Source organism: Epilithonimonas arachidiradicis (assembly GCF_003610695.1).
Classification (GTDB): Bacteria; Bacteroidota; Bacteroidia; order Flavobacteriales; family Weeksellaceae; genus Epilithonimonas; species Epilithonimonas arachidiradicis.
In genome coordinates this window covers 330,483-354,913 of the sequence record NZ_RAQH01000004.1, presented here as the reverse complement: position 1 = coordinate 354,913, position 24,431 = coordinate 330,483, and the positions used below count along the sequence as shown (strand labels likewise).

At 36.1% G+C, this 24,431-nt stretch carries 24 protein-coding genes; 17 read left to right on the top strand and 7 right to left on the bottom strand.

The window, feature by feature from the left end; genetic code table 11:
- Window positions 1-55 precede the first annotated feature (55 nt).
- The 3 genes from BXY58_RS09390 to BXY58_RS09380 all read right to left on the bottom strand — a co-directional run bounded on the left by BXY58_RS09390 (window position 56) and on the right by BXY58_RS09380 (window position 2,896).
- Window positions 56-826 carry a T9SS type A sorting domain-containing protein gene (locus tag BXY58_RS09390; protein WP_120213595.1) on the bottom strand — a complete coding sequence of 257 codons (771 nt, stop codon included), beginning with the start codon at window positions 824-826 and terminating at the stop codon, window positions 56-58.
- 336 nt (window positions 827-1,162) lie between these two features.
- Window positions 1,163-1,918: a T9SS-dependent surface endonuclease, AS87_RS02955 family gene (locus tag BXY58_RS09385; protein ID WP_120213594.1), complete on the bottom strand. Its 756-nt coding sequence runs from the start codon at window positions 1,916-1,918 to the stop codon at window positions 1,163-1,165.
- Window positions 1,919-2,110: 192 nt separating this feature from the next.
- Window positions 2,111-2,896, bottom strand: a complete 786-nt coding sequence (locus BXY58_RS09380; RefSeq protein ID WP_120213593.1) for a T9SS type A sorting domain-containing protein — start codon at window positions 2,894-2,896, stop codon at window positions 2,111-2,113.
- Between the two features lie 152 nt (window positions 2,897-3,048).
- Between BXY58_RS09380 and BXY58_RS09375 the strand changes: the two genes are divergently transcribed.
- Window positions 3,049-6,291 carry a hypothetical protein gene (locus BXY58_RS09375; protein ID WP_371868466.1) on the top strand — a complete coding sequence of 1,081 codons (3,243 nt, stop codon included), beginning with the start codon at window positions 3,049-3,051 and terminating at the stop codon, window positions 6,289-6,291.
- Between the two features lie 97 nt (window positions 6,292-6,388).
- On the opposite strand, the gene BXY58_RS09370 is transcribed toward BXY58_RS09375, so the two are convergent.
- The gene (locus BXY58_RS09370; RefSeq protein ID WP_120213592.1) at window positions 6,389-7,237 is read right to left on the bottom strand and encodes a sulfurtransferase; all 849 of its coding nucleotides are present in this window, start codon (window positions 7,235-7,237) and stop codon (window positions 6,389-6,391) included.
- A 95-nt stretch (window positions 7,238-7,332) separates the two neighbouring features.
- On the opposite strand from BXY58_RS09370, the gene BXY58_RS09365 reads away from it, so the two are divergent.
- Together BXY58_RS09365 and BXY58_RS09360 are read left to right on the top strand one after the other, a co-directional pair.
- On the top strand, window positions 7,333-8,286 hold the full coding sequence (locus tag BXY58_RS09365) for an NAD-dependent epimerase/dehydratase family protein (protein ID WP_120213591.1): 954 nt from the start codon (window positions 7,333-7,335) through the stop codon (window positions 8,284-8,286).
- Between the two features lie 83 nt (window positions 8,287-8,369).
- Window positions 8,370-9,122, top strand: coding sequence for a polysaccharide deacetylase family protein (locus BXY58_RS09360; RefSeq protein WP_120213590.1), 753 nt, complete (start codon window positions 8,370-8,372; stop codon window positions 9,120-9,122).
- Between the two features lie 164 nt (window positions 9,123-9,286).
- Here BXY58_RS09360 and BXY58_RS09355 read toward each other — a convergent pair whose 3' ends face one another.
- Together BXY58_RS09355 and BXY58_RS09350 are read right to left on the bottom strand one after the other, a co-directional pair.
- Window positions 9,287-10,492 carry a metallophosphoesterase gene (locus BXY58_RS09355; protein WP_120213589.1) on the bottom strand — a complete coding sequence of 402 codons (1,206 nt, stop codon included), beginning with the start codon at window positions 10,490-10,492 and terminating at the stop codon, window positions 9,287-9,289.
- A gap of 82 nt (window positions 10,493-10,574) precedes the next feature.
- Window positions 10,575-11,654, bottom strand: coding sequence for a 3-oxoacyl-ACP synthase III family protein (locus BXY58_RS09350; RefSeq protein WP_120213588.1), 1,080 nt, complete (start codon window positions 11,652-11,654; stop codon window positions 10,575-10,577).
- A gap of 170 nt (window positions 11,655-11,824) precedes the next feature.
- On the opposite strand from BXY58_RS09350, the gene BXY58_RS09345 reads away from it, so the two are divergent.
- Complete coding sequence (locus tag BXY58_RS09345; protein WP_120213587.1) at window positions 11,825-12,424, top strand: IMPACT family protein; 600 nt, start codon at window positions 11,825-11,827, stop codon at window positions 12,422-12,424.
- Window positions 12,425-12,427: 3 nt separating this feature from the next.
- Here BXY58_RS09345 and BXY58_RS09340 read toward each other — a convergent pair whose 3' ends face one another.
- Window positions 12,428-13,138, bottom strand: a complete 711-nt coding sequence (locus BXY58_RS09340) for a zinc metallopeptidase (RefSeq protein WP_120213586.1) — start codon at window positions 13,136-13,138, stop codon at window positions 12,428-12,430.
- Between the two features lie 99 nt (window positions 13,139-13,237).
- Here BXY58_RS09340 and BXY58_RS09335 point away from each other — a divergent pair, with 99 nt between their 5' ends.
- The 13 genes from BXY58_RS09335 (at window position 13,238) to nuoH (ending at window position 24,314) form a co-directional block, all read left to right on the top strand.
- On the top strand, window positions 13,238-14,368 hold the full coding sequence (locus BXY58_RS09335; RefSeq protein WP_120213585.1) for a GNAT family N-acetyltransferase: 1,131 nt from the start codon (window positions 13,238-13,240) through the stop codon (window positions 14,366-14,368).
- Window positions 14,369-14,428: 60 nt separating this feature from the next.
- Window positions 14,429-14,614 (top strand): hypothetical protein, encoded by a 186-nt coding sequence (locus BXY58_RS09330; RefSeq protein WP_120213584.1) that lies wholly within the window; start codon window positions 14,429-14,431, stop codon window positions 14,612-14,614.
- A gap of 120 nt (window positions 14,615-14,734) precedes the next feature.
- Window positions 14,735-15,106 (top strand): NADH-quinone oxidoreductase subunit A, encoded by a 372-nt coding sequence (locus BXY58_RS09325; RefSeq protein WP_120213583.1) that lies wholly within the window; start codon window positions 14,735-14,737, stop codon window positions 15,104-15,106.
- Window positions 15,107-15,202: 96 nt separating this feature from the next.
- Window positions 15,203-15,763 carry an NADH-quinone oxidoreductase subunit B gene (locus BXY58_RS09320; RefSeq protein ID WP_120213582.1) on the top strand — a complete coding sequence of 187 codons (561 nt, stop codon included), beginning with the start codon at window positions 15,203-15,205 and terminating at the stop codon, window positions 15,761-15,763.
- 6 nt (window positions 15,764-15,769) lie between these two features.
- On the top strand, window positions 15,770-16,264 hold the full coding sequence (locus BXY58_RS09315; RefSeq protein WP_120213581.1) for an NADH-quinone oxidoreductase subunit C: 495 nt from the start codon (window positions 15,770-15,772) through the stop codon (window positions 16,262-16,264).
- A gap of 75 nt (window positions 16,265-16,339) precedes the next feature.
- Complete coding sequence (gene nuoD / locus BXY58_RS09310) at window positions 16,340-17,563, top strand: NADH dehydrogenase (quinone) subunit D (RefSeq protein ID WP_120213617.1); 1,224 nt, start codon at window positions 16,340-16,342, stop codon at window positions 17,561-17,563.
- A 136-nt stretch (window positions 17,564-17,699) separates the two neighbouring features.
- Window positions 17,700-18,209 carry an NADH-quinone oxidoreductase subunit NuoE family protein gene (locus tag BXY58_RS09305; protein WP_120213580.1) on the top strand — a complete coding sequence of 170 codons (510 nt, stop codon included), beginning with the start codon at window positions 17,700-17,702 and terminating at the stop codon, window positions 18,207-18,209.
- 5 nt (window positions 18,210-18,214) lie between these two features.
- Window positions 18,215-19,240 carry an AAA family ATPase gene (locus BXY58_RS09300; RefSeq protein ID WP_120213579.1) on the top strand — a complete coding sequence of 342 codons (1,026 nt, stop codon included), beginning with the start codon at window positions 18,215-18,217 and terminating at the stop codon, window positions 19,238-19,240.
- Window positions 19,240-19,866, top strand: coding sequence for a DUF3226 domain-containing protein (locus tag BXY58_RS09295; protein ID WP_120213578.1), 627 nt, complete (start codon window positions 19,240-19,242; stop codon window positions 19,864-19,866). Before BXY58_RS09300 ends, BXY58_RS09295 begins: the two co-directional genes overlap by 1 nt.
- 2 nt (window positions 19,867-19,868) lie before the next feature.
- On the top strand, window positions 19,869-21,221 hold the full coding sequence (gene nuoF / locus BXY58_RS09290; protein ID WP_120213577.1) for an NADH-quinone oxidoreductase subunit NuoF: 1,353 nt from the start codon (window positions 19,869-19,871) through the stop codon (window positions 21,219-21,221).
- Between the two features lie 188 nt (window positions 21,222-21,409).
- On the top strand, window positions 21,410-22,135 hold the full coding sequence (locus BXY58_RS09285) for a hypothetical protein (RefSeq protein WP_371868469.1): 726 nt from the start codon (window positions 21,410-21,412) through the stop codon (window positions 22,133-22,135).
- 45 nt (window positions 22,136-22,180) lie between these two features.
- Window positions 22,181-23,209, top strand: a complete 1,029-nt coding sequence (locus BXY58_RS09280; RefSeq protein ID WP_120213575.1) for an NADH-quinone oxidoreductase subunit G — start codon at window positions 22,181-22,183, stop codon at window positions 23,207-23,209.
- A 40-nt stretch (window positions 23,210-23,249) separates the two neighbouring features.
- Complete coding sequence (nuoH, locus tag BXY58_RS09275) at window positions 23,250-24,314, top strand: NADH-quinone oxidoreductase subunit NuoH (protein ID WP_120213574.1); 1,065 nt, start codon at window positions 23,250-23,252, stop codon at window positions 24,312-24,314.
- The last annotated feature ends 117 nt before the right edge of the window (window positions 24,315-24,431 follow it).

Below are 24,431 nucleotides of genomic sequence, written 5' to 3'. Positions count from 1 at the left end.
TAATAAAAAAGGCCTCCAAAATTTGGAAGCCTTTATATTTTACAAATAACTATAATTAGTTTTTGATAACTTTTCTGCTGATTTTGTTAGCACCATTATCAACAGTTACGATATAAGCACCTTTAACTAGAGACTGTGTGTTAACAGAACCTCCATTCTCAACTCTGTTAGAAGAGATTAGTTTTCCTTCTGCAGAGTAGATATTTACAGTTGATTTAACTGGCAATTTGAAAGTAATCTGATCTTTTACGATTGTGTTAAACTGAACAGCTTTGTCAAAACCCGCAACATCAGAAACTGCCATAGATGCCTTGTCATATGCCATCACATCGTCAAATATCCCAGAACCACCGTTATAAACTCTGAAGGCAACTTCTAAAGAAACAGCACCTGTCCCGGCTGGCATCTCAGCTGTATATTTAGTCCAAGCTGAAGCTGATGGTAAATACAAGTTATTAGTTCTAAATGGATCAGTTGTTGCATCTGTTGTTGTATAAACAGCAGCACCTCCAGAATCTCTGAAAACACTCCATAATCTGGAATCAGTATCATCACCAGAAGATTTATACCAGAATTCAATAACATAGGTTTTTCCTGCAGTTACTGGAACTGTTTGAAAAAAACCGGTAGTAGCAGTTGCTCCAATATAGGCTGCACTTTTCGCACCAGTGTGAGCATCAGAAGAAATTGTAGGAGCTGTATAGGCTGCTGTTGGGCCTTTAGCCCATCCTGTCAAATCGTTTTCGAATCCTGGGTTTGTGATCAAGTTTTGAGCTGATACTAAAGATACAGCTGCAACGCTTAAAATTGTAAAGATTTTTTTCATTTTATTAAAGTTTAAAAAATTGTTTTTTAATTATTATAAAGGGATGCTAAGTTAACAAAAAAATGTATTCAGCAAAATTTTATTTATTTTTTAACATTTTCATATCGACAAACCTCATTACAGTCAATATTTTGAATTTCTTACTGTCAAATATTAACATTCAGTAAGCACCAGCATTTTCCCCTTTTTTTTCTTCCGCAAATGTAAACATATTAATGTGATGAAATGTTAAGCCTGCTTTAAATCATATATAACAAACATTAAAACTCAATAGTTTTTAAAACAAAAAAAACGTTGCCAGGATTAGCAACGTTCATTTATAAGTTTAGTGCAAAATTATTTTTTGATAATTTTCTGAGATACTGCCTGTCCATTAATGAGGCCTGTTATCACATAATTACCTTTTGGCAAAGCAGAAACATCCAATCTTCCATTTTCAGTAATATCAGCAGATTTCACCATCTGTCCCGCAGTATTATATACAGATACTTTTGAAGAAACACCGAAAATCAACTCGTTGGTTACAATGGTATTTTTAACCAGATTAACTTTTGCTTTAGTCACATCTGCAATAGCCATTGTTGGAGCTGTGACTTTTATATCATCAATAAAAAATCTGCCATTTGCTGCTGCATTACCTTCAAAAGCAATAACCAGATTTCCGGTTGCATTGGTTATATTAACGGTATAAGTTGTGTAGCTGGCTTTCGCAAGAGTCACCGTAGCCAGACTCAAAGTTCCTCCTGTAGCAGAAATTTTCAGAGTGGTTTGCTCATTGTTTCCGTTCCAGGCTGCCGCTCTGAAAGTAAGTGTTCCGTTACCTGTCAAAGTAATGCCTGGTGTTTTCAATACGCCCAAAACGCTTGCAGTTCCCATTTTCAGACAACCTGCACCTTTATAAGCCCTTGTCAAATCCCAGTTACCTCCTGTTGTATAGCTTGCAAGCGCATTACTTGCTACGCTGGAAGCCCAGTTACCATCACTGCCTCCAGTTCCATCCACATCATCAAAAGTGGCATTAAAAACGGTTGTTTGCCCATACATTGTTGCAGTTAAAACAACTGCAGCGAAGAAAGAATAGATCTTTTTCATAATTAGATTATTTAGATTTTGTTTGTGTCAAATCTATCACGATTCATTTTACTTTAGATTACCAAATCATTAATAAAACAATAACAATCAATAACTTACAGTTAAAAATCTGTTATATTCTAAATAATATTCAATTAACAAAAAAAGCGCTGTCAAAAACTGACAGCGCTTATATAATAGAAGTATTTTAAATTACTTCTTGATGATTTTTTGAGAAACAGCTTGTCCATTAACAAGACCTGTCACAACATAAGTCCCTTTAACCAAATTAGAAACATCTAATCTTGAATTTTCAGAAACGTCAGCAGTCTTTACAACCTGACCTGCAGCGTTATAAACTGAAACTTTTGCAGAAGCTCCGAAGATCAATTCGTTTGCTACAACTGTATTTTTCACCAAGTTAGCTTTTCCTTTTGTAGCATCTCCTACTGCCATTGTTTCTTTTGTTCCAACTAATTTGACATCGTCTAATCTGAATTGTCCTGTAATTGTATTAGTAAATCTGATCTTAAGAGAAGAAACTGCAGGAATTGTACCTGAAGCTGTAATCAACGCCCATACATTGGAAGTTCCACCTCCGGTAGCTCTGGAATAAGTTAGTGGTGTCCAAGTTGTACCATCTTCACTTACTTCTACTGTAAGCTCATTGCTAGATGCATTAGTCGATTTTAAATGACCGAAACTCAATACTAAATTTGTATAACCTGTCGTATCAATTCCGTTTATTACAAAATTAGTACCTGCAGTACCTGCAAAGAAAATATTTCCACCCCCAGAAGCTCCTGCATAACCTGTAGATACAGTTGTAACTCTTACATCTGCCGAACCAGAATATGTAACTCCTGAATTTTGAAATGTATTAGCTGCAATAGCAGTAGTACCAGATGGTGTACCCATATTTTCTGAATAAACCGTTGTTTGTGCCTGAAGATTTACAGCAACTACTGCTGCTGCTAATAAAGAATAAAATTTTTTCATAATATAAAGTTTAAAAATTGTTCCGTTTTTTTGTCCGGCAAATATAAAATTTTAATATCAACTATAATTTTATATACCTTTTTTCCGTTTTAAATAATTGTTAACTCGCTATAACCTCGATTATTGCTACATTTACACATCATAAGAAAAGGGTGTCGAAGATAAATAAAATTTTCCTAATAATCTGTATTTTTTTTGCAATAATCAAGATTAATGCACAGATCTTCAATTGGAAAAATCCAAATATTCCACAAGATTCCCTTAAAAAAGACAGTGTTATTATTTCTAAAATCAATCAGGACTTTTACACCAAAGACACGCTTGACTTTATCAAAAAACAGAATCGGGTAATCTATGACGAAGAAGTGCTTGTAAAAAACGACAAGAAAAGGATTCTCGGCGAACTCAATTCCAAAGGTTCCATTATCAGAGGTATTACTTTTGGTAATAATCAAGGCTCATCTGTACAGAGTTCTATGGATATGCAGATTTCCGGAAAGTTAAGTCCTGATGTTTCTATTTTGGCTTCCATTTCGGACCATAATCTTCCTGTTCAGGCTGATGGATACACTCAGACCTTACAGGAATTTGACAAAATCTATCTTCAGCTTAATATCAAAAACCATAGTATCATCCGGGCAGGACATCTCGACCTGAATGATGAAACGACTTATTTCGGACGCTATCAAAGACGAAGTATGGGTCTGCAATTTCTCACGAGTTGGGAAAAGAATGGTAATAAAACTTCCGTTGACGTTTCCGGTGGCGTTGCAAGAAGTGAATTCTTCAGAATGCGATTCCAAGGAATTGAAGGCAATCAAGGGCCTTATCGATTGACTGGGAAAAATGGAGAATTGTTTATTACGATTATTTCGGGTTCGGAACAGGTCTACATCGACGGAATATTGATGAAACGTGGCGAGAATCAGGATTATACGATCAATTACAATACAGGGGAAATCACATTTACCAGTTTTCGGCCAATTTATAAACAGAATTTCATCAACGTATCTTATAATTACACCAATCGCAATTATACAAGATTTTTGATTACAGGAAGCATCAGGCATCAAAGAGAAAAACTGAAAGCCGGATTCAGCTGGTTTATGGAGAATGACAATAAAAATGCGCCTTTATCTTTGAATCTCAGCGATGAAGACAAGCAAACACTGGTTAATGCAGGAAACAATCAGGATTCTATGTATTCGCCGTCTGGTGTAGAAACCGAATATGACGTAAATAAAATTCTCTACAAAAAAGTATTCACGACCGATTCTTTTCATTACGAGTTTTCTACGGACCAAACACAGGTACTTTATCAGGTGTCTTTCACTTATTTCGGAAGTGGGAAAGGAGATTATCAATTACAGCAGTCTACCAACAATGGTCGTGTTTTCCAGTATGTAGGAACTGGTTTGGGAGATTATATGGCAGTCAGAAAATTACCTGCTCCGGAAAAATCACAGGTTTATTCTGCTAACGTTGAATATGCATTAAATGAAGGTGTTATTGGAACTGATATTTCGATGAGCAATTACGATCTCAACCTTTATTCATCAAAAGATAATAAGCAGAATATCGGTTATGCAGCAAGAATCTATGCTAATAAAACCTTCCGGAAAAACACTTGGACAGGAATACCAATGGTCGAATATCAGGTCATCCAGAAGAATTTTCACATTCTGGACAGAATTAACAATGTTGATTTTTGGAGAGACTTTAACCTAACCAATGAATTCAGTCAGATTACGCAGAATCGATTTATCTTTTCTTTTCTGAATGACTTTAATAAAAAATCTTCTGTCAATTATAAAATCAATTATCTTGAAGAAACTAATACTTATAAAGGAATTAAAAATGATTTGGATGCCGCCTGGAGAATTGGGAAATTCACCAATCTAGGAGCTATTTCTTATTTGGATACCAAATCCACAGACCTTAACACCACTTTTATCCGGGGAGCGGTTTCAACCGAATTAGCTGGTAAAAAAGGCAGTTGGATGTTAGGCGGTTCTATGGAACATAACGAGAAAAAATATAACGCAACCCAGACATTGGATTTGACAAGTTTTAGCTGGAAAGAAGTTTTCATTCAGAAGAAGATTGCAGATTCTGTAAGAACAAAATTACTGGCAAAAATGTATTTCCGAGGCAATGACTCTGTTCTGGATAATCGGTTACAAAAGATGAACAATATTCTTGGGATTCAGGCGGAAAGTCAAATCATCAAAACCGAGACTACTCTATTATCGACTTTGGTTCATTACAGAAAATTCTTTTACGAGAACCAAACTTTTGCAAACGATCAGAATCAGGATTTTGTTGTAGGAAATATCCTTTACAATCAGCAGTTATTCAAAAACGGAATGCGTCTGCAACTTTTCTACGAATTAGGAAATGGACAGGAAGCGCAACGTGAGTTCCAGTATATCAAAGTGACCGACGGACAAGGCGTTTATAAATGGACGGATTATAATAACGACGGCGTTCAGCAATTAGACGAATTTGAAGTGGCAGAATATGCAGATTTAGCGCAATACATTAGAGTTTACACCAACAGCGTCAATTATCTTGCTTCTAATAAAAATAAGCTTCAGGTCGCATTATTCGTCAATCCTTCTGTCATCATCAGTTCAGAAAATGCTTTCCTTAAACGTTGGAACTTTAACCTATCCTTACTTTCACAGAATTCTTATCTAAAAGGCAGCAAGGTGTTGGTTTGGAATCCTTTCGAAAAACAAAGGGATCAATTACTGAGAACTCAGAACATTCTGGCTTCGGCTTTATTCAATTCCAATGACAAATCCGGTTGGAACGGAAGTTACCGATACACGGACAATGATAATTTGGTGAACGCTAATTTCAGCAATGAGGAACATTCTCAGAAATCTCATTTTATGAATCTCGGTTATTCCTTTACGAAAGCTTTCCGTGCGGATTGGGAAAACACGCTCCAGAATGTGACCAATAGCTCACAGGTTTACAATACAAGAAACTACCTTCTTCAAAACTGGGAAACGAAACCAAAAGCTACATACAAATTAACCGAAACTCTGCAAACAGAATTATTTGGAGCATTGCGCCAGAAAAAAAGAACCGACGGCGAAGAACTTTTAAAAACCTACGAAATATCAGGAACACTTCAATGGGAAAAATCGAAGACGTCCATTAGAGCTAACTTTTCATTCATCAACAATGACTTCACGGGCAACAGCTACAGCATTGTTGGAAATCAAATGCTGGAAGGCCTGAAAGCTGGGAAAAATCAGGTCTGGACTTTATATATCCAGCAAGCCATTAATTCCTTCATTCAATTGAATGTCAACTATGAAGGTCGAAACTCCGGTGACAGAACCATCCACATTGGAAGTATGCAGATCCGAGCCAGTTTTTGAGTTAGAGAGTTTTTTGGGTTTGAGAATTTTAGAGTTACAGAGCTATAGAATTATTATTTCTAAACCTCGAAGACTCTCATTCTAAAACTCTTCCACTCTAAAAACCCAAAAAACTCTCTAACTCATTCCTGCTCCACTCGCTCCAGCTTCCAACATACAAGTTCGGAATATCAAAACCTGCATAATCCAAAGCTAACAAAGAATGACAAGCCGTTACGCCGCTTCCGCAATGGAACGTGATTTTGTTCTTGTCATAATTTTCAAATAATTCTGAATATAGATTTCTAAGTTTTTCCGGAGACTTGAACAAGCCTATTTCATCCAGGTTATCAATAAAAGGATAATTCTGAGCATTCGGGATATGTCCTGCGACCAAATCAATCGGCTCGGCAATACCTTCATAACGTTGTGATTCTCTAACATCTACAATCACAGCATCCGAATCTTGTGTTGCTTTTTTCACATCATTCATCCAAATCTGTGGTAATTGCCAATCTTTGTATTCAGAAATATATTCAGTTTCAGAATAAGAATATTCACCAGAACTTAAAGGGTAATTTTGATTTTCAGCAAATTGTAATCCGCCATTAAGAACCTGAACATTGGTGTGACCAACCGCACGCAACATCCACCAGAATCTTGCAGCAGCATTGGCGCCATTTTTATCGTCGTAAATCACAACGTGAGAATCTTTATCAATTCCTAATCTACCTAGAGTTTTGATAAAATTTTCAAATTTCGGAAGCGGATGTCGACCTCCGTTTTTTGGATTATCAATTTCTGCCAAATCAGAATTCAAATCAACAAAAACTGAATTTTTGAGATGTTTTTTAAGATATTCTTCTTTGGCAACAGGACCGGTTCTGACATCAAAAATTCTGAGATTCGGATTTTCAGATATCTTAATTAATTCATCAAATTCTATTATGGGTGACTGATTTTGCATATTATGATATTTTTAAAAAATTTATTGGAATTCTTTTTGATTCTCAATCCCAAATTTAATTAGATTTGCGAATCAGGAAAAGTAAAAATGAAACTATGACAGAAAAAATTCTCATCACCGGCGCACTAGGGCAAATCGGAACAGAACTAACCTTAAGATTATCAGAAATTTATGGTAAAGAAAACGTGATTGCTTCTGGCCTCGATAAGTGGAAAGAAGGCATTACGGAAGCTGGTTATTATGAAAGATTAGATGTTACTAATTTTCAAGCCGTTACAGACGTCATCAAAGAACATAACATTACTACTGTTTATCATTTGGCATCGCTTTTATCCGGAACTTCGGAAAAGCAACCACTTTTTGCGTGGAAACTCAACCTTGACCCATTGATTCATCTTTGCGAATTGGCAAAAGAAGGTATGATTAAAAAAATATTCTGGCCGAGTTCCATTGCAGTTTTCGGAAAAGGAATTCCTAAAGAAAATGTAGGACAGGAAGTTGTACTTAATCCGACAACGGTTTACGGAATCTCCAAAATGGCAGGTGAAAAATGGTGCGAATATTACTTCGAAAAATACGGCGTTGATATCCGAAGTATTCGTTATCCAGGTTTGATTTCCTGGAAAGCACCAGCAGGCGGAGGCACTACAGATTATGCCGTTGAGATATTTTACGAGGCTGTAGAAAACGGAAAATACACGAGCTTCATCAGCGAAAATACAGCGATGCCAATGTTGTATATGGACGACGCCATTGATGCAACAATCAAGCTGATGACTGCTCCGAAAGAACAGGTGAAAATCCGCTATTCTTACAACCTAGGAGGGATGAGTTTTACGCCAAAAGAATTGGCTGAAGAAATCAAAAAAACAATGCCGGATTTTGAGATTAAATATGAGCCGGATTTCCGTCAGGCGATTGCAGATTCCTGGCCGGCGAGTATTGATGATTCTGCTGCAAAACAAGATTGGGGATTGGATTATAAGTTTGATATTTCATCAATGTCAATAGATATGATAAATAATCTTAAAAAGAAATTAGGAAAATAAGAGAATCTAAATTAATTCAATTAAAATATATTTTAAGATCTGATTTTAAATTATTTACAAATAATATATAAATTTTAATTTAAGTGATATTATTAACTTTTAACATATCGGTTTCTGAAAACAAAATATTAATTCATAAAAATATCTCAGAAAACGAATTGATAAAAGCTATCGAAGAAAAAACAGAGATCATTCTGCTTTTATTAGAACTTTACGAATTCAAAGCTACTTTTTTCGTAGAAATTCCTCTTGTGGAAAAGCTCCAAAGGTTAATTAAAACTATCTCTTTTTCAGGCCACGAAATTGCATTTTATAATGTCAATTCCACACCAGAAAACATAGAAAAAACTAAGCAGAATTTAGAGCAATTTTTGGAAAAACCGGTTCGTGGTTTAAGGCAAAAACATCATCAGATTTCTTACTCAGAAATTAAAAATCTGGACTTCAATTACGTATCCAATATTGAAGAATCCAGACTCAATTTTCTGTGGCGAAAACTGACCGAAAAAACCGAAGTTCATATCCAAAATGATTTAACCATAGTTCCGGAAAGCCAGTCGCCTTATTCGCAACTTCCGTTCAATGATTATGTGCTCCAGGTAACACCAATGAAGTATTATGAAAGTATGCTTCTGGAAAGCTTGAAGAACAATGAACACGTTATGATCTATGCCAATGCCTGGCAGTTCTTCAATTCCGCCGAGTCACCGTTTGAACTTCCGTTTTATAAAAGGATCAACATTGGTCGCAGATTCGAAGACCGTATTGAGCAGCTTTTCCAGTTCATCGATGAAAATGAAATAGCTGTTTCGAGAATGAAGGATTATTTGTTTTAATAAAGATTAAAGATTTATCAAATAAAAAGATTTATTTTTCAATTATTTATAACAAGCTTGAAATAAAGCCAAGGTAAAGGAAGTGTACAGCAACCATATAGAAAAGCCTGTTATCATCTATTCGATCAACAGGCTTTTCTATTATTAAAAAAAGAATTGATAAATTAACTCAATTCAAAAACAGTAATCTCTGGCAACACTCCTACTCTACCAGGATAACCAATCACTCCAAAACCACGGTTAACATATAGATATTTGCCTTCACTCTCATAGAGGTCTGCCCATTTCGGGTATTTGTATTTCACAGGTGACCATTTGAAGTTTTTCAAGTCAATACCGAACTGCATCCCGTGTGTATGCCCGGAAAGTGTTAATTGGATGTTTTTAGGATGCTTTTTAACTACCGCATCAAAATGGGAAGGATCGTGTGACATCAGGATTTTAACTGCATCTGTAGGCACATTTTCCGAAGCTTTATCCAAATCTCCAAATTGTGGAAACGGTGGAATCCCCCAGTTTTCGACCCCAAGAATATATAATTTTTCACCATTCCTTTCAATGACACGATGTTCATTCCGCAACATCTCGAAACCAGCTTTTCTTTCATTTTCGATAAGTTTAGGAATATTATTTTTTCTATCGTCAATGTTTTTCCAAACGCCATATTCGCCATAATCGTGGTTTCCGAGAACTGCAAACTTGCCATCTTTCCCTTTGATCTGGGAAAACAAATCGATAAACGGGACAAATTCGTCTGCATAATTATTCACCATATCACCAGTAAAAAGAACCAAATCTGCATTCTGTTCATTAATCAAATCAATAGCATGTTGCAGATGCTTTGGATTCTGGAAACTGCCGCTATGTACATCAGAAATCTGAACAATTTTATAACCTTTGAAACTTGCCGGAAGATTCTTTAGTTTAAGCCTTACTACCCTTGCTCTATGGCGGTATTTTCCGAAGATAATTCCATCCAAAATAATTCCCGCCAAAATAGCTCCTGAACCAAGTCCAACCAAACTTATGAATTTTCGTCTTGATGGATAACCGTGATTCTCTGTTGCGACATAATTGTAACCGAAATTCAGTAGTCTCATTAAATCTTCGATCAAAAGAAAAATGGCTACCAAGAGCTTTGGTAATACAAAAATCAAAATCACAGAAAATACAATCTGAAGATTGAGATACTTGTGCGAAGCTCTGTCAAAAGTGAGAATCGAGTAAAACAAAAAAGCATAAACCAGAATCGTTGGGATCCAATAAATTAATCTTGCATTCTGATTAGAATAAAGCGTTTTAAAAGCCTGATAAACATAAATTTCCAGAAGTAAAAATATACCGAGAAGAAATAAGATAGTCTTTTGCATAATATTATAAAAAAACAAAAGGAATAAGAACTATTCCTTTTTTCTTATTGACGTTTAAAATATAGATTTACTTTATTGTAATTTAAATTTTCCCTTCCGGAAATTTGTAAACCACACAATTGATATTCATCCCGGCTCCTACAGACGTAAACAAGATATGAGAACCCGGTGTGAATTGCTGACCTTCCATTTTACCTTTTCTGATAAGATCAAACAAAGTCGGAACCGTAGCAACGGAAGAATTCCCAAACTCCTGGATTGTCATCGGAGAAATCGCGTGATCATAATCTTTTTGTCCATATAATTTGAACAATCTGCCGATCATTGCGTAATCCATCTTGGCATTGGCCTGATGAATCAATATTTTACCAATATCAGAGATATCAAGACCAGCTTTATCAATTGTCGCTTTGATTGCGTCAGGAACATTTTTAAGTGCATATTCGTAGATTTTACGACCTCTCATTCTGATGAATAACTGGCTTTGATCGTGCTCCAGATTCAAAGATGGTCCGTTTTCCAAATAACACAATTCTTCCCCGTTATCGCAAAGCGTATTATCCGCCAAAACACCAACTGCAGAATCTTCGGTAGCAGTCACCACAACAGCACCGGCGCCATCCGCAAAAATCATTTTATTTCTGTCATAAGGGTCGGTAACTCTGCTTAATGTTTCGCCGCCAACAACCAAAACGGTTTTAGCTTTTCCAGCCTTGATCATCGTATCAGCTAAAATAAGAGACTCTACCCAACCCGGGCATCCGAAAATCATATCATAATTGATACAATCTCTTCTTTTGATGCCCAATTTACCTTTCAGTCTTGCTGACATCGACGGCATAAAATTCGGAATACCGTTTACATCTACCTCACCAAAATTGGTAGCAAAAATAATATAATCAATTTCTTCCTTATCAATACCTGCATCTTCAATAGCCTCAAGAGACGCTCTGTGAGCCAAATCTGAGTTAAAATCTTCCGGATTGGCGTACCTTCTTCTTTCTATCTCTGTAATGTCCACAAATTTCTCGATAATCTCCTCTGTTGGTTTTTCGATCAACTGATGGTTATCATCATAGAAGACAGCATCTTTGAAATGAGAACCTTCTATTACGTTTTCCGGAACATAACTTCCGGAGCCAATGATTAATGTATTAGGCATTGATATTAAAAAATTTTAAATGCAAAATTACATAAAAATTAATTGACGGAATTTTATTTTTTCTGATTTTTTGAGACTTACGCAAAAGCGTTGCTATTATTGGCAGGAATGTTTTTTTTACTTTAGCAAATTGGAAAGATTTTAATTTAAGAATTTTCTATTTTTGACAAATGTTTGAATTCCAAACCATAAAAAAGCCAATAGAAGATGTCCTGTTAAAAGAGAAAGGAAGCAAGTTCATTGGATTCGCTTATCCTGTTAACTCTGAAACTGACATCAAGGAACAATTGAATCATCTTTACGAAATCCATCCTAAAGCAACACATCACTGTTACGCCTACAGATTAGGAATCAATGGAGAAAATTACCGGGCCAATGATGACGGTGAACCTTCCGGAAGTGCCGGCTTACCTATCTACAATCAGCTTCTTGCTCATCAGATCACAAACGTTTTGGTGGTCGTTATCAGATATTATGGAGGGACAAAATTAGGCGTTGGCGGTTTGGTTAAAACTTATAAAGAATCTGCAAAATACACATTGGAACAAGCAGAAATCATTACCAAAGAATTAGAAACCGAATTAGATATTCAGTTCAAATTTTCTCAGCAAAATCAAATCTTCACCCTGCTGAATAAATACGACGCAAAAATCATTGAGTTTGACGCAAAGGAAATCTGTATCATCAAAGCTAATATTAAAACTTCTAAAAAAGAAAACATCTCAAACGAATTGTCTGAGATGCTGCTGTTGGAATTTAATTTTTCATAACTTTTAATCCCTTCTGTTTCCCATAAGCATCGAAGCAAAATAAAGAAGCTGAGCCAACGATCCCAATGCTGCAACAACATAAGTTCTGGCTGCCCATTTGAGAGAATCCTCTGCGCCTTCATATTCTTCCGCTGTAACTGTCCCTGTAGATTTCAACCATTTCAATGCACGGTTGCTGGCATCATATTCAACCGGCAATGTTATAAATGCAAATAATGTGGTCACTGCAAAAAGCGCAACACCTATTGCTAAAACAGTTGTATTTCCGTTTGGATTATCAATAGTTCTTGTTCCTACCATAATTGCAATACCAGCGAACAAAACAAATTGTAAAAGTCTGGAACTTATGTTAACAACAGGAACCATTTTTGATCTCAACTGCAACATAGAGTAACCGACGGCGTGCTGGACAGCGTGTCCGCATTCGTGAGCCGCAACTGCCGCTGCCGCTGCATTTCTCTGCATATATACCGCTTCGGAAAGATTCACGGTTTTATTTTCCGGATTATAATGATCTGTTAATTGTCCCGGAACGGAAATCACCTGAACATCATTAATCCCATTATCCCTCAACATTTTTTCTGCCACTTCTTTTCCGGACATCCCGTTTCTGAGATGTACTTTGGAGTAGTGCTCGAACTTCGATTTGAGCCTTGCGGAAACAATCCAGCTAAACAGCATCGAAATCCCAATAATTAAATAATAGCCTGTCATTTTTATAAAAAATAATTATGTGATTTTAAGGAAAAATTATGCCAAAACATTGCTTATTTTGCCTTAAAACCTATCTTTGTGTTATTGATAAGCAAGAATATGGAAAATGTTGTTATAAAGCAAGTGATTACGGAGAATGACCTGATGAAGTTCATAAAATTTCCGATGGAATTGTATAAAAACAATCCCAATTATGTCCCGCCATTGATTAACGAAGAAAAGAACATTTGGAAAAAAGAAGAAAACCCGGCTTTGTCATATTCTGTTGCTAAACAATTTCTTGCTTATAAGAACGATAAGGTTGTTGGTAGAATTGCCGTAATGATCAATAATAAAGAAGCGCAGGAGCTTGGAGTCAAAAAAGTGAGATTCGGATGGCTGGATTTCATCGACGATCAGGAAGTTTCCAAAGCTTTAATCGATACGGCAATACAATTTGCAAAGGACAATCATATAGACAAGATCGAAGGACCAATGGGTTTTACCAATCTTGATAAAGCCGGAATGCTGACAATGGGATTTGACAAATTGGCAACTATGATCGGTCTTTATAACTTTGAATATTATCCTACACATCTTGAAAATCTTGGCCTTGCCAAAGAAAAGGAATGGGTAGAATTCGAAATTAATTTCCCGGAAGTTTTACCGGAAAAAGTGGTAAAATTCAGTAGCTTGATCGCCGAGAAATACAAACTGAAAGTCATAAACTTCAAATCAAAACAAGAGATACTTCCTCTCGTTGATCCGATGTTCAAATTACTAGACGAAACCTATAAACATCTCTCGACATACACGCCAATTTCGGAAGAACAGATCAAAACTTACAAAGAAAAATATTTCCCTTTCATTGATAAGAATTACATTATTTGTGTAGCCGATGAAAATAACGAACTCGTATCTTTTGCGATAACAATGCCTTCCTATTCAAAAGCTTTGCAAAAATCCAAAGGCAAACTTTTTCCTTTTGGCTGGTGGCATTTTCTGCAAGCCGGAAAGAAAAACGACAGAGCTAATTTTTATTTGATCGGCGTTCATCCGGAATATCAAAGACGTGGTGTTACAGCCATTATTTTTAAGGAAATATTTGATCGCTTTACAAAAATGGGAATTAAGTTTGCTGAAACTAATCCGGAACTGGAAGAGAATAAAAACGTACAGGTTCTCTGGCAGGACTACAATCCTGTCAATCACAAGCGGAGAAGAACGTATTCATTAGAAATCAAAAACTAAACAATCGTTTAACGAATTTATTTTTCGAAATTATAGTTCAACCTTAAAATCAATTCCGATTTGAAAAAGCAATTATACATCTACGCCATCCTTATCATTCTGTTTGTCCTATACAACTTTCTGAATCCAATCGAAGACAAAAAAACAGATACAATCATCAACATCCTGTTTGCCAGCGTCTTATTTCTATATATCGCTTACATTGCCTATCTTGTTCTCAAGAGAATCGGTAATAAAGAAAAATAATCCCTTATTTATAATTATTCTAAATTTATAAAAACAGACTTTTCTCTCCTTTTCGTAAGCCGGATAATTTAATATATTAAATCTTTATTTAGTATTTTTGCATAGTTAAATTTAGATCTTATGAATTTACCGGAAAATTATATTCCAATACTAATTCAGGCAGCAGTTGGACTTGGTTTTGTCATTATTTCTTTATTAGGTGCTCATTTCCTTGGGCCAAAACAAAAGAAAGGGAACTCTGTTAAAAACCAGAGCTGGGAATGTGGAGTTGCTGTAGAAGGAAACGCAAGAACGCCATTTTCCATCAAATATTTCCTGACTGCAGTATTGTTTGTACTATTCGATATAGAAATCGTATTTTTTTATCCTTATGCTGTTAACTTCAGAGAATTTGGAATGGAAGGCTTTTTAGCAGTTCTTATATTCGTAGCTATTTTCTTTGTGGCTTTTTTCTATGTTTGGAAAAGAGGCGCTCTGGATTGGGATAAATAATTAAAATAATTAGAAATTTTAAATGTAGAATTCTAAATTAAAGTTAACATTAACAGTAATTTATAATCTAACATTTATAATCTAAAATCACTAAAAATGTCAGATAAAAAACCAGTAATAAGAACAGATGCACCAGCTCCTGAAGGATTTGAAGGAGAAGGATTTTTCGCAACTAAATTGAGCAGTGTTATCGGGATGGCAAGAAAATATTCTCTTTGGCCGTTACCGTTCGCTACTTCTTGTTGCGGTATCGAGTTTATGGCTACATTGAACCCAACATACGATGCATCAAGATTCGGGATGGAAAGAAACTCTTTCTCGCCAAGACAAGCAGATATGTTGATGGTTTGCGGAACTATTTCCAAAAAATTAGGTCCGGTTTTGAAAGAAGTTTACACCCAGATGGCTGAGCCAAAATGGGTTGTTGCTGTTGGAGCTTGTGCTTCCAGCGGCGGTATTTTTGATACTTACTCCGTTCTTCAGGGGATTGACAAAATCATTCCTGTTGATGTTTACGTTCCTGGATGCCCGCCAAGACCAGAGCAAATCATCGAAGGTGTAATGCAGGTTCAGGCTTTGGCAGAAAGCGAAAGCATCAGAAGAAGAGATATGCCGGAATATCAGCATTTGTTAGATTCTTACAACATCGACAACTAAGGAGCAATGACGAACGAATTTGTATTAGAAGCCATCACAAGAGAATTTCCGGATTCAGTGATTTCCAGTTCAGAACCTTACGGGATGCTGACGATTGAAATTAAAAAAGATGACATCAAGAAAGTGATTCATTATTTGAAAGATTCAACTTTGGAATTTAATTTCCTGACGGATATCTGTGGAATCCATTATCCTGAGACGCCTGAAAAAGAAATCGGTGTCGTTTATCACTTGCATAATTTGATGGCTAATGTCAGATTGCGTCTTAAGATTTTTATGACGAGAGAAAACATAGAAGTAGATTCTTTAACCGAATTATTCGCAGGTGCCAACTGGATGGAAAGAGAAACTTTTGACTTTTATGGAATTAAATTCAAGGGGCATCCTGATTTGAGACCAATCCTTAATATGGAAGACCTTGGATATCATCCAATGCTGAAGGAATATCGTTTGGAGGACGGGACAAGAACTGATAAGAACGATGCAATGTTCGGAAGATAAGATAAATATAAATGATAAATGATGAGAGATAAATGATTATCGATTATCAAATATCAATTATCAATTATAATGAATATGAAAGACAACTCATTATCTAATATACTTAACCAATACGACAGCAAGGAACAAATCGACGGACAATTGTACACGTTGAATTTGGGGCCTACCCACCCTGCAACACATGGGATTTTCCAGAACGTTCTTACAATGGACGGAGAAAGGATTCTTCACGCTGAGCAGACTGTTGGCTATATCCACAGAGCTTTTGAGAAGATTTCTGAGAGAAGAAACTTTTCTCAGATTACGACGCTTACAGACCGGATGAACTACTGCTCGGCGCCTATCAATAATCTTGGCTGGCATATGACTGTAGAAAAACTGATTGGTGTAGAAGTTCCAAAACGTGTAGATTATATGCGTGTTATCCTGATGGAATTGGCAAGAATCGGTGATCATTTGATTTGTAATGGTGTAACAGGTATGGACTCTGGAGCAATTACAGGTCTTACTTATATGTTCATCGAAAGAGAGCGTATTTACGATTTGTATGAGCAAATCTGTGGCGCGAGAATGACAACCAATATGGGAAGAATCGGAGGATTTGAAAGAGATTTCACACCTAAGTTCCACGAGTTGTTGAAGGACTTCTTAAAAACTTTCCCACCAAGATTCCAGGAATTTTGTAATCTATTGGAGAGAAACAGAATATTTATGGACAGAACGATTGGCGCAGGAGCCATCTCGGCAGAGAGAGCTTTGAGCTATGGTTTCACAGGTCCAAATTTACGTGCTGCCGGCGTTGACTATGATGTCAGAGTGGCGCAACCTTATTCTTCTTATGAAGATTTCGATTTCATCATTCCTGTAGGAACTGCCGGAGATACTTACGACCGTTTTATGGTTCGTCAGCAGGAAGTTTGGGAATCCATCAAAATCATCAAACAAGCTTACGAAAACCTTCCAGAAGGACCTTTCCACGCAGATGTTCCGGAATTCTATCTCCCTGAAAAAGCAGATGTTTACCAAAAGATGGAAGCGCTGATTTACCATTTCAAAATCGTGATGGGCGAAACAGATGTTCCGAAAGGTGAAGTTTACCACGCAGTAGAAGGTGGCAACGGCGAATTAGGATTCTATCTTGTTAGCGATGGCGGAAGAAGTCCTTATAGACTACATTTCAGAAGACCTTGTTTCATCTATTACCAGGCATATCCGGAAATGATAACTGGTTCCGTTATCTCTGATGCGATTGTAACAATGTGTAGCATGAATATTATTGCGGGAGAATTAGACGCATAATTGAAATTATAAATTTTAGATTATGAATTATAAATTAATCTGAAGTTATTAATAATAAATAATTATAAAATTGATAAGATTTTTAGACTTTGATTTTCATCTAAAATCTAAAATCTAAAATCTAAAATCTTTAAATATGAGCGAAACAATTGCTTTTAAACCTGAAAGCTTAGCGCAGGTTCATAAAATTATGGCAAGATATCCGGAAGGCAGACAAAAATCTGCGCTGATTCCGGTTCTGCATATAGCACAGAAAGAATTTGACGGTTGGTTATCCGTTCCGGTGATGGATTATGTGGCGGAATTATTAAGCATCACCCCGATTGAAGTTTATGAAGTAGCTACGTTCTATACGATGTTCAATATGAAACCGGTAGGCAAATATGTTTTGGAAGTTTGCCGCACCGGGCCTTGTATGCTGAATGGGAGCGACAATATCCTGAGCCACATCCGTACAAAACTGAATATCAAAGACGGCGGAACTTCAGAAGACGGCTTATTCACCTTGAAGCCAGCTGAATGTTTAGGAGCCTGTGGCTATGCACCAATGATGCAGTTGGGCAAATTTTTTCACGAAAATTTAACAATAGAAAAAGTGGACGAAATCCTTGAGCTTTGCAGACAGGGAGCGATTGCTTTAGATTAAATATTATGGAAAACCAACATCTAACCTATTTTAAAGTAGAAAACTTCAAGAAATTTGATTCTCTTGAAGTAAAAGATATTGGTCAATTTAATTTGATTGTTGGGGATAATAATGTGGGTAAAACGTGTTTATTAGAAGCACTTTTAAGTGATTCAGATGATTCATCTTTATTAAATAGCTGGATAAATATTTTAAAGAAAAGAAATTTAATAAAATCTGAAAATCTTAATGAGTTACTTAATTCCAACTATAGGAGTAATGAAGTTATTGCCAATAAATTCACTAATTTATTTAAAAAGAATTTTTTAAAATTTAATAAAGAATCTATTTCTTTCTACTTTAAAGAAGATTTGAGCAGTCGAATTAAAATTGGAGATAAAGAAGATTACTGGACAACTTTCTTTAGCAAATCTTTTTATAAAATAATACAAAACTATGTTTTAAGTGAAAAAAAGGTTTTTAACTTTCCTTTTATTGCTTTTAACTCAATTTTTGAAAATGATATTTTTGATTTATATAATAATCTAAAATCAAAAAAAGATAAAGAGAATTTAATAAAGACAATTCAGGTTATTAATAATAAAATTATTGATGTTGAACTTCGCCAGAATTTTGATGATTTAGAAAATGTTTTTTTATTAAGTTTTAAAGATAAAGATGAATTTGTTCCTGTTAATTATTTAGGCGATGGTTTTAAAAGAATTTTTTATATAATTCTTAAAGTTTTATCGCTTAAAGGAGAAAGAATTATGATTGATGAGATAGAAACAGGTATTCATCATTCAAGACAAAAATATTTTTGGATTAATATTCTTAAAATATGCAATGAGTTAAATGTTCAACTTTTTGCAACAACTCATTCCAATGAATGTATTCAAGCATTTTATGAAGCTAGCAAAGAATTAAATGAGCAAAAAGATATTCGCCTGATAAGTTTACAAGAAGGCGAAAAGGAAAAAATTTATACTACAACCTATACTTTTGAAAATATAGAAGCAGGTTTATATTCAAATATAGAATTGCGTGCTTAATGAAAAAGTATGGCGAAAATAAAATATTTGTAGAAGGAAAATCAGATAAAATTTTTATAGATTTTCTACTTTTGCACTTCTTCGAAATCGATGACAAAAGTATTGTGATTGATGTTGAAGGAAAAGATAAATTAAAGAATAGTCCATTACTTGTTAATGAGAGAAGGCGTTCTGAAAATTCTAAAAATCTAATAATTTTTGATACAGATAGTATTGAGAAAAAAGGAGGACGAGAAGAAAGATTAAAAGAACTTCAAGAGATTAAAACTCTTTTAAATACTGAATTTTCTATATTCTTATTACCATCTGATGATGAGAATGAAGGAATGTTAGAAGATTTAATCAATAAATGTTTTAAAGAAGAATTTAATTTTTTTGATGATTGTTGGAGTTCAATGATTGGATGTATTAATGTAAGTGAAATGGAAAAGCTTAATATTCCTGCTCAACACGGTTTTCTATATTCGAAAATTGATTTGTTCAGCAAATATAAAGTTCAAGATGTTGAAGAAAGTAAATCGAAAATTCCTTACCACAGTTTGAGCATTTGGAATTTCGAGAGAGATAAAAATGAAAATTTAGATAAACTTTTAAAGTTTATAGAAGATAATTTATTTAATGATTAATAATGAGTAAAAAACTTTTACTTAAAAATGCACATATAGAAGGAATTCGTTATTTCGAGACTTATCGTAAACACGGTGGTTACGAAGCAGCAGAAAAAGCGCTTAAAATGACAACCGACGAAGTTCTGGAAGAAGTAAAAATTTCCGGACTTAGAGGAAGAGGTGGCGCCGGTTTCCCAACGGGAATGAAGTGGAGTTTCCTTGCAAAGCCGGAAGGCGTTCCAAGACACCTTGTTGTGAATGCTGATGAATCCGAGCCCGGAACTTTCAAAGACCGCTATCTGATGGAGTTTCTTCCCCACCTTTTGATTGAAGGAATGTTAATTTCGTCATACTGTTTGGGCTCCAACGTTTCGTACATCTATATCCGTGGAGAATATTCTTGGATTCCTGATATTTTGGAGGAAGCCATTGAAGAAGCCAAAGCAGCAGGATTTCTCGGTAAAAACATCTTAGGAACCGGTTTCGATTTGGAAATTTATGTTCAGAGAGGTGGCGGCGCATACATTTGCGGTGAAGAAACCGCTCTTCTCGAATCGCTTGAAGGCAGAAGAGGAAATCCAAGGTTAAAACCACCTTTCCCAGCTGTGAAAGGTCTTTGGGAAAGACCAACGGTTGTTAACAATGTTGAATCCATTGCAGCAGTTGTCCCAATCATTGACATTACCGGTGCTGAATATGCTAAAATTGGTGTAGGAAGGTCAACAGGAACTAAATTGATTTCGGCTTGTGGTAATATCAACAAACCAGGCGTTTATGAAATCGATATGACCATTACGGTTGAGGAATTCATTTACTCTGATGAATACTGTGGCGGAATCCCGAATGGTAAAAAGCTGAAAGCTTGTATTCCTGGAGGAAGTTCTGTTCCGATTGTTCCAGCTAATCTTTTATTGAAGACCATCAATGGCGAACCAAGATATATGAATTATGAATCCCTTGCTGACGGTGGTTTTGCTACCGGAACAATGATGGGTTCGGGAGGATTTATTGTTTTGGATGAAGACCAGTGTGTCGTTAATCATACAATGACTTTAGCAAGATTCTACAACCACGAGAGTTGCGGACAATGTACGCCTTGCCGGGAAGGTACAGGCTGGATGTACAAAATCTTGAAAAAAATAGAAAACGGACAGGGAAAAATGGAAGACATCGATTTGCTATGGGACATCCAGAGAAAAATCGAAGGTAACACCATTTGTCCTTTAGGCGATGCTGCTGCCTGGCCGGTTGCTGCTGCCATCAGACACTTCAGAGATGAGTTTGAATGGCACGTGAACAACCCAGAGTTGAGCCAGACTCAAAATTACGGAATTGCCAACTATGCGGATCCTATTCCTGTAGTAAGTAATTAATTATTTAATATCAGTCTATATAGATTTTTATAGATTTTTTCGAGAAGAAAAAAATGAAGAAGTTCTTTGAATTAGTTTTTGTATTTTTTGTTGGGATTAATTTTGTTTTTGGGCAAAGTAATCATACAACTCAAGAAATATCAGACAATTACGATTTTAGCAACAGGTCCAGTTTAAAAAAAGGAACAATGTTCATTTTTTGGGGTTGGAATCGGGAAGGATTCAGCAAGTCTGACATTCGCTTCAAGGGGAATGGTTATGATTTTACGCTGCACAATGTGGTGGCGCACGACAGACCTTCACCGTTTGGATTGGATTACTTCAATCCTGGGAAATTATCGACACCGGAATTTAATTTCAGATATGCCTATTTTTTGAAGGATAATCTAGCCTTAGTTGTCGGTACCGATCATATGAAGTATGTGATGGACCAGGAACAGACCGCTCGTTTCAGCGGACATATCTCTAATCCGACTTATGCTGGAATGGTACAAAATGGCCAGGTTGATTTGACTGATGAGCAGTTCCTGACATTTGAACATACGGATGGATTGAATTACATCAATGCAGGATTAGAAAAATACAAAAACATTTTATCCAAAAAGAATTTTGATATTTTCTGGGCATACGGTGGCGGCATTGGCGCACTGATGCCTAAAAGTAATGTCAAACTTTTTGGAAATGAGAGAAGTGACAGATACCACTTGGCAGGATTTGGATTGGATGCAAGAACCAATATCAATTTTGTTTTTTGGGATCACATTATGGCGAGAGTGGAAGGAAAATTTGGCTATATCAATATGCCGGATATCAAAACTACTCTTAATAACAAACCTGATAAAGCCAGTCAGGACTTTGTGTTCTACCAGGTAAATTTTGGAGTAGGATACATTTTTAATAGAAAATTAAAATAAAAACAGAAGACTATTGCTGAATGCATATAGCCAAAAGCATAAGATATGAGCGAAGAAGTCAAAAAATTTAAAGTGACCATAGACGGACAAACTACCGAAGTTTTGCCTGGAACTTCTATTCTGGAAGCGGCTAGACAAATTGGTGGAAAGTCTGTACCTCCTGCAATGTGCTACTACAGCAAGCTGGAAACCAGTGGTGGTAGATGCAGAACGTGTTTGGTAGAAGTTTCCAAAGGTTCTGAAGCAGACCCACGTCCAATGCCAAAACTGGTGGCGAGCTGCAGAACAGGTGTGATGGACGGAATGGAAGTAAAAAACTTAACTTCTGAAAAAGCGCAGGAAGGCAGAAAAGCGGTTACGGAATTCCTTTTGGTAAATCACCCGTTGGATTGTCCTGTTTGTGACCAGGCTGGAGAATGTCATCTTCAGGATTTGGGTTACGAACACGGAAATCTTGAAACCAGAACCGAATTCGAAAGAAATACTTACGATGCAGACGACATCGGTCCATATATCAAATTAAATATGAATCGTTGCATCCTTTGTGCAAGATGCGTATTGGCTGCCAATCAGTTGACTGAAAAAAGAGAACACGGAATCCTTTACAGAGGTGACCACGCAGAGATATCAACAATGCTGAACAAAGCTTTGGATAATGATTTCATCGGAAACGTGATTGATGTGTGTCCAGTGGGAGCTTTGACAGACAGAACTGCTAGATTTGCAAGCAGAGTTTGGTTTACAAAACCTTACAATGCGACTTGTACGTGTACAAAATGTAGCGGAAAAGCTGTACTTTGGATGAAAGGTGATGAAGTGGTAAGAGTAACAGCCAGAAAAGACCAATACGGTGAGGTTGAAGACTGGATCTGTAACGAGTGCCGTTTTGAGAAAAAAGATACTGCACTTTGGAACATCGAAGGACCAAGACATATCGACAGACATTCTGTAATTTCCCTTAACCACTACGAGAAAAAAACAGATAGCTACAATGTTCTGGATAATCCGGAAGCTAAAGAAATTGGTGTAGCAGACGAAAAAGAAATTAATAAATTAGATAGTGAGACGATTTGATAATCTGAAACTTCAAATCTCAAATATCAAATAAATCTATATGGAATTACTGACTTTTAAAATCATATTAGTATTAGCACTGTTCCTTTTAGCGCTTACGATCGCAGCCTACTCTACATGGGCAGAGAGAAAAGTGGCGGCAATAATGCAGGACAGAATCGGGCCTAACAGATCAGGACCATTCGGGTTATTACAACCATTGGCAGATGGTGGCAAATTTTTCTTTAAGGAAGATTTTACACCGGCTAATGCGGAGAAGTTCCTTTTCATTTTAGGACCATCATTGGTAATGTTTATCTCATTAATTACCGGAGCAGTAATTCCTTGGGGAAAAACATTGAATTTCGGAGGTATTTCTTACGATTTACAGGTTGCTAATATTGATGTTGGTGTTTTGTTCATCATCGGAATGGCTTCTATCGGAGTTTACGGAATTATGATTGGAGGTTGGGCTTCCAACAACAAATATTCATTATTAGGCGCCATCAGAGCTTCTTCTCAAATGATTTCTTATGAATTGGCAATGGGATTATCATTGTTGTCAATCATTATGATGTCCGGAAGTTTGGATTTAAAATTAATTACAGAAGCACAATCTGCTGGGAAAATTTGGGGATTCATTCCTGCCATTTCCGGAATCAACTGGAATATCCTGTATCAACCTTTAGCTTTCCTAATATTTTTCATTGCTGCAATGGCAGAAACCAACCGTCACCCATTCGATTTACCTGAATGTGAATCTGAATTGGTAACTGGTTATTCTACCGAATATTCGTCAATGAAGTTAGGACTGTATATGTTTGGAGAATATGTGAATATGTTTATCTCCAATGCATTTATGGTGGTTCTTTTCTTCGGAGGCTACAATTATCCTGGAATCGATTGGGTCACGCACAACTGGGGAGAAAATGTTGCAGGTGTTTTGAGTATCCTAGCTTTCTTAACAAAAACAATCATCGGAATTTTGATCTTTATGTGGATCAGATGGACACTTCCGAGATTCAGATATGACCAATTGATGCACCTTGGATGGAAGACTTTGATTCCATTAGCTTTGGTGAATCTAATTGCTACAGGTGCTGTGATTTTAGCATTTGGAAATTAAAAAAATTGTCCCAAGCTAGATGATGGAAGTCTGAAGATTGTAATTCGGAACAATTCAAAATTGAAAATAAAATACGCATAAAGTTTGAAACATCGGACATCCAACTTCCGACTTCAA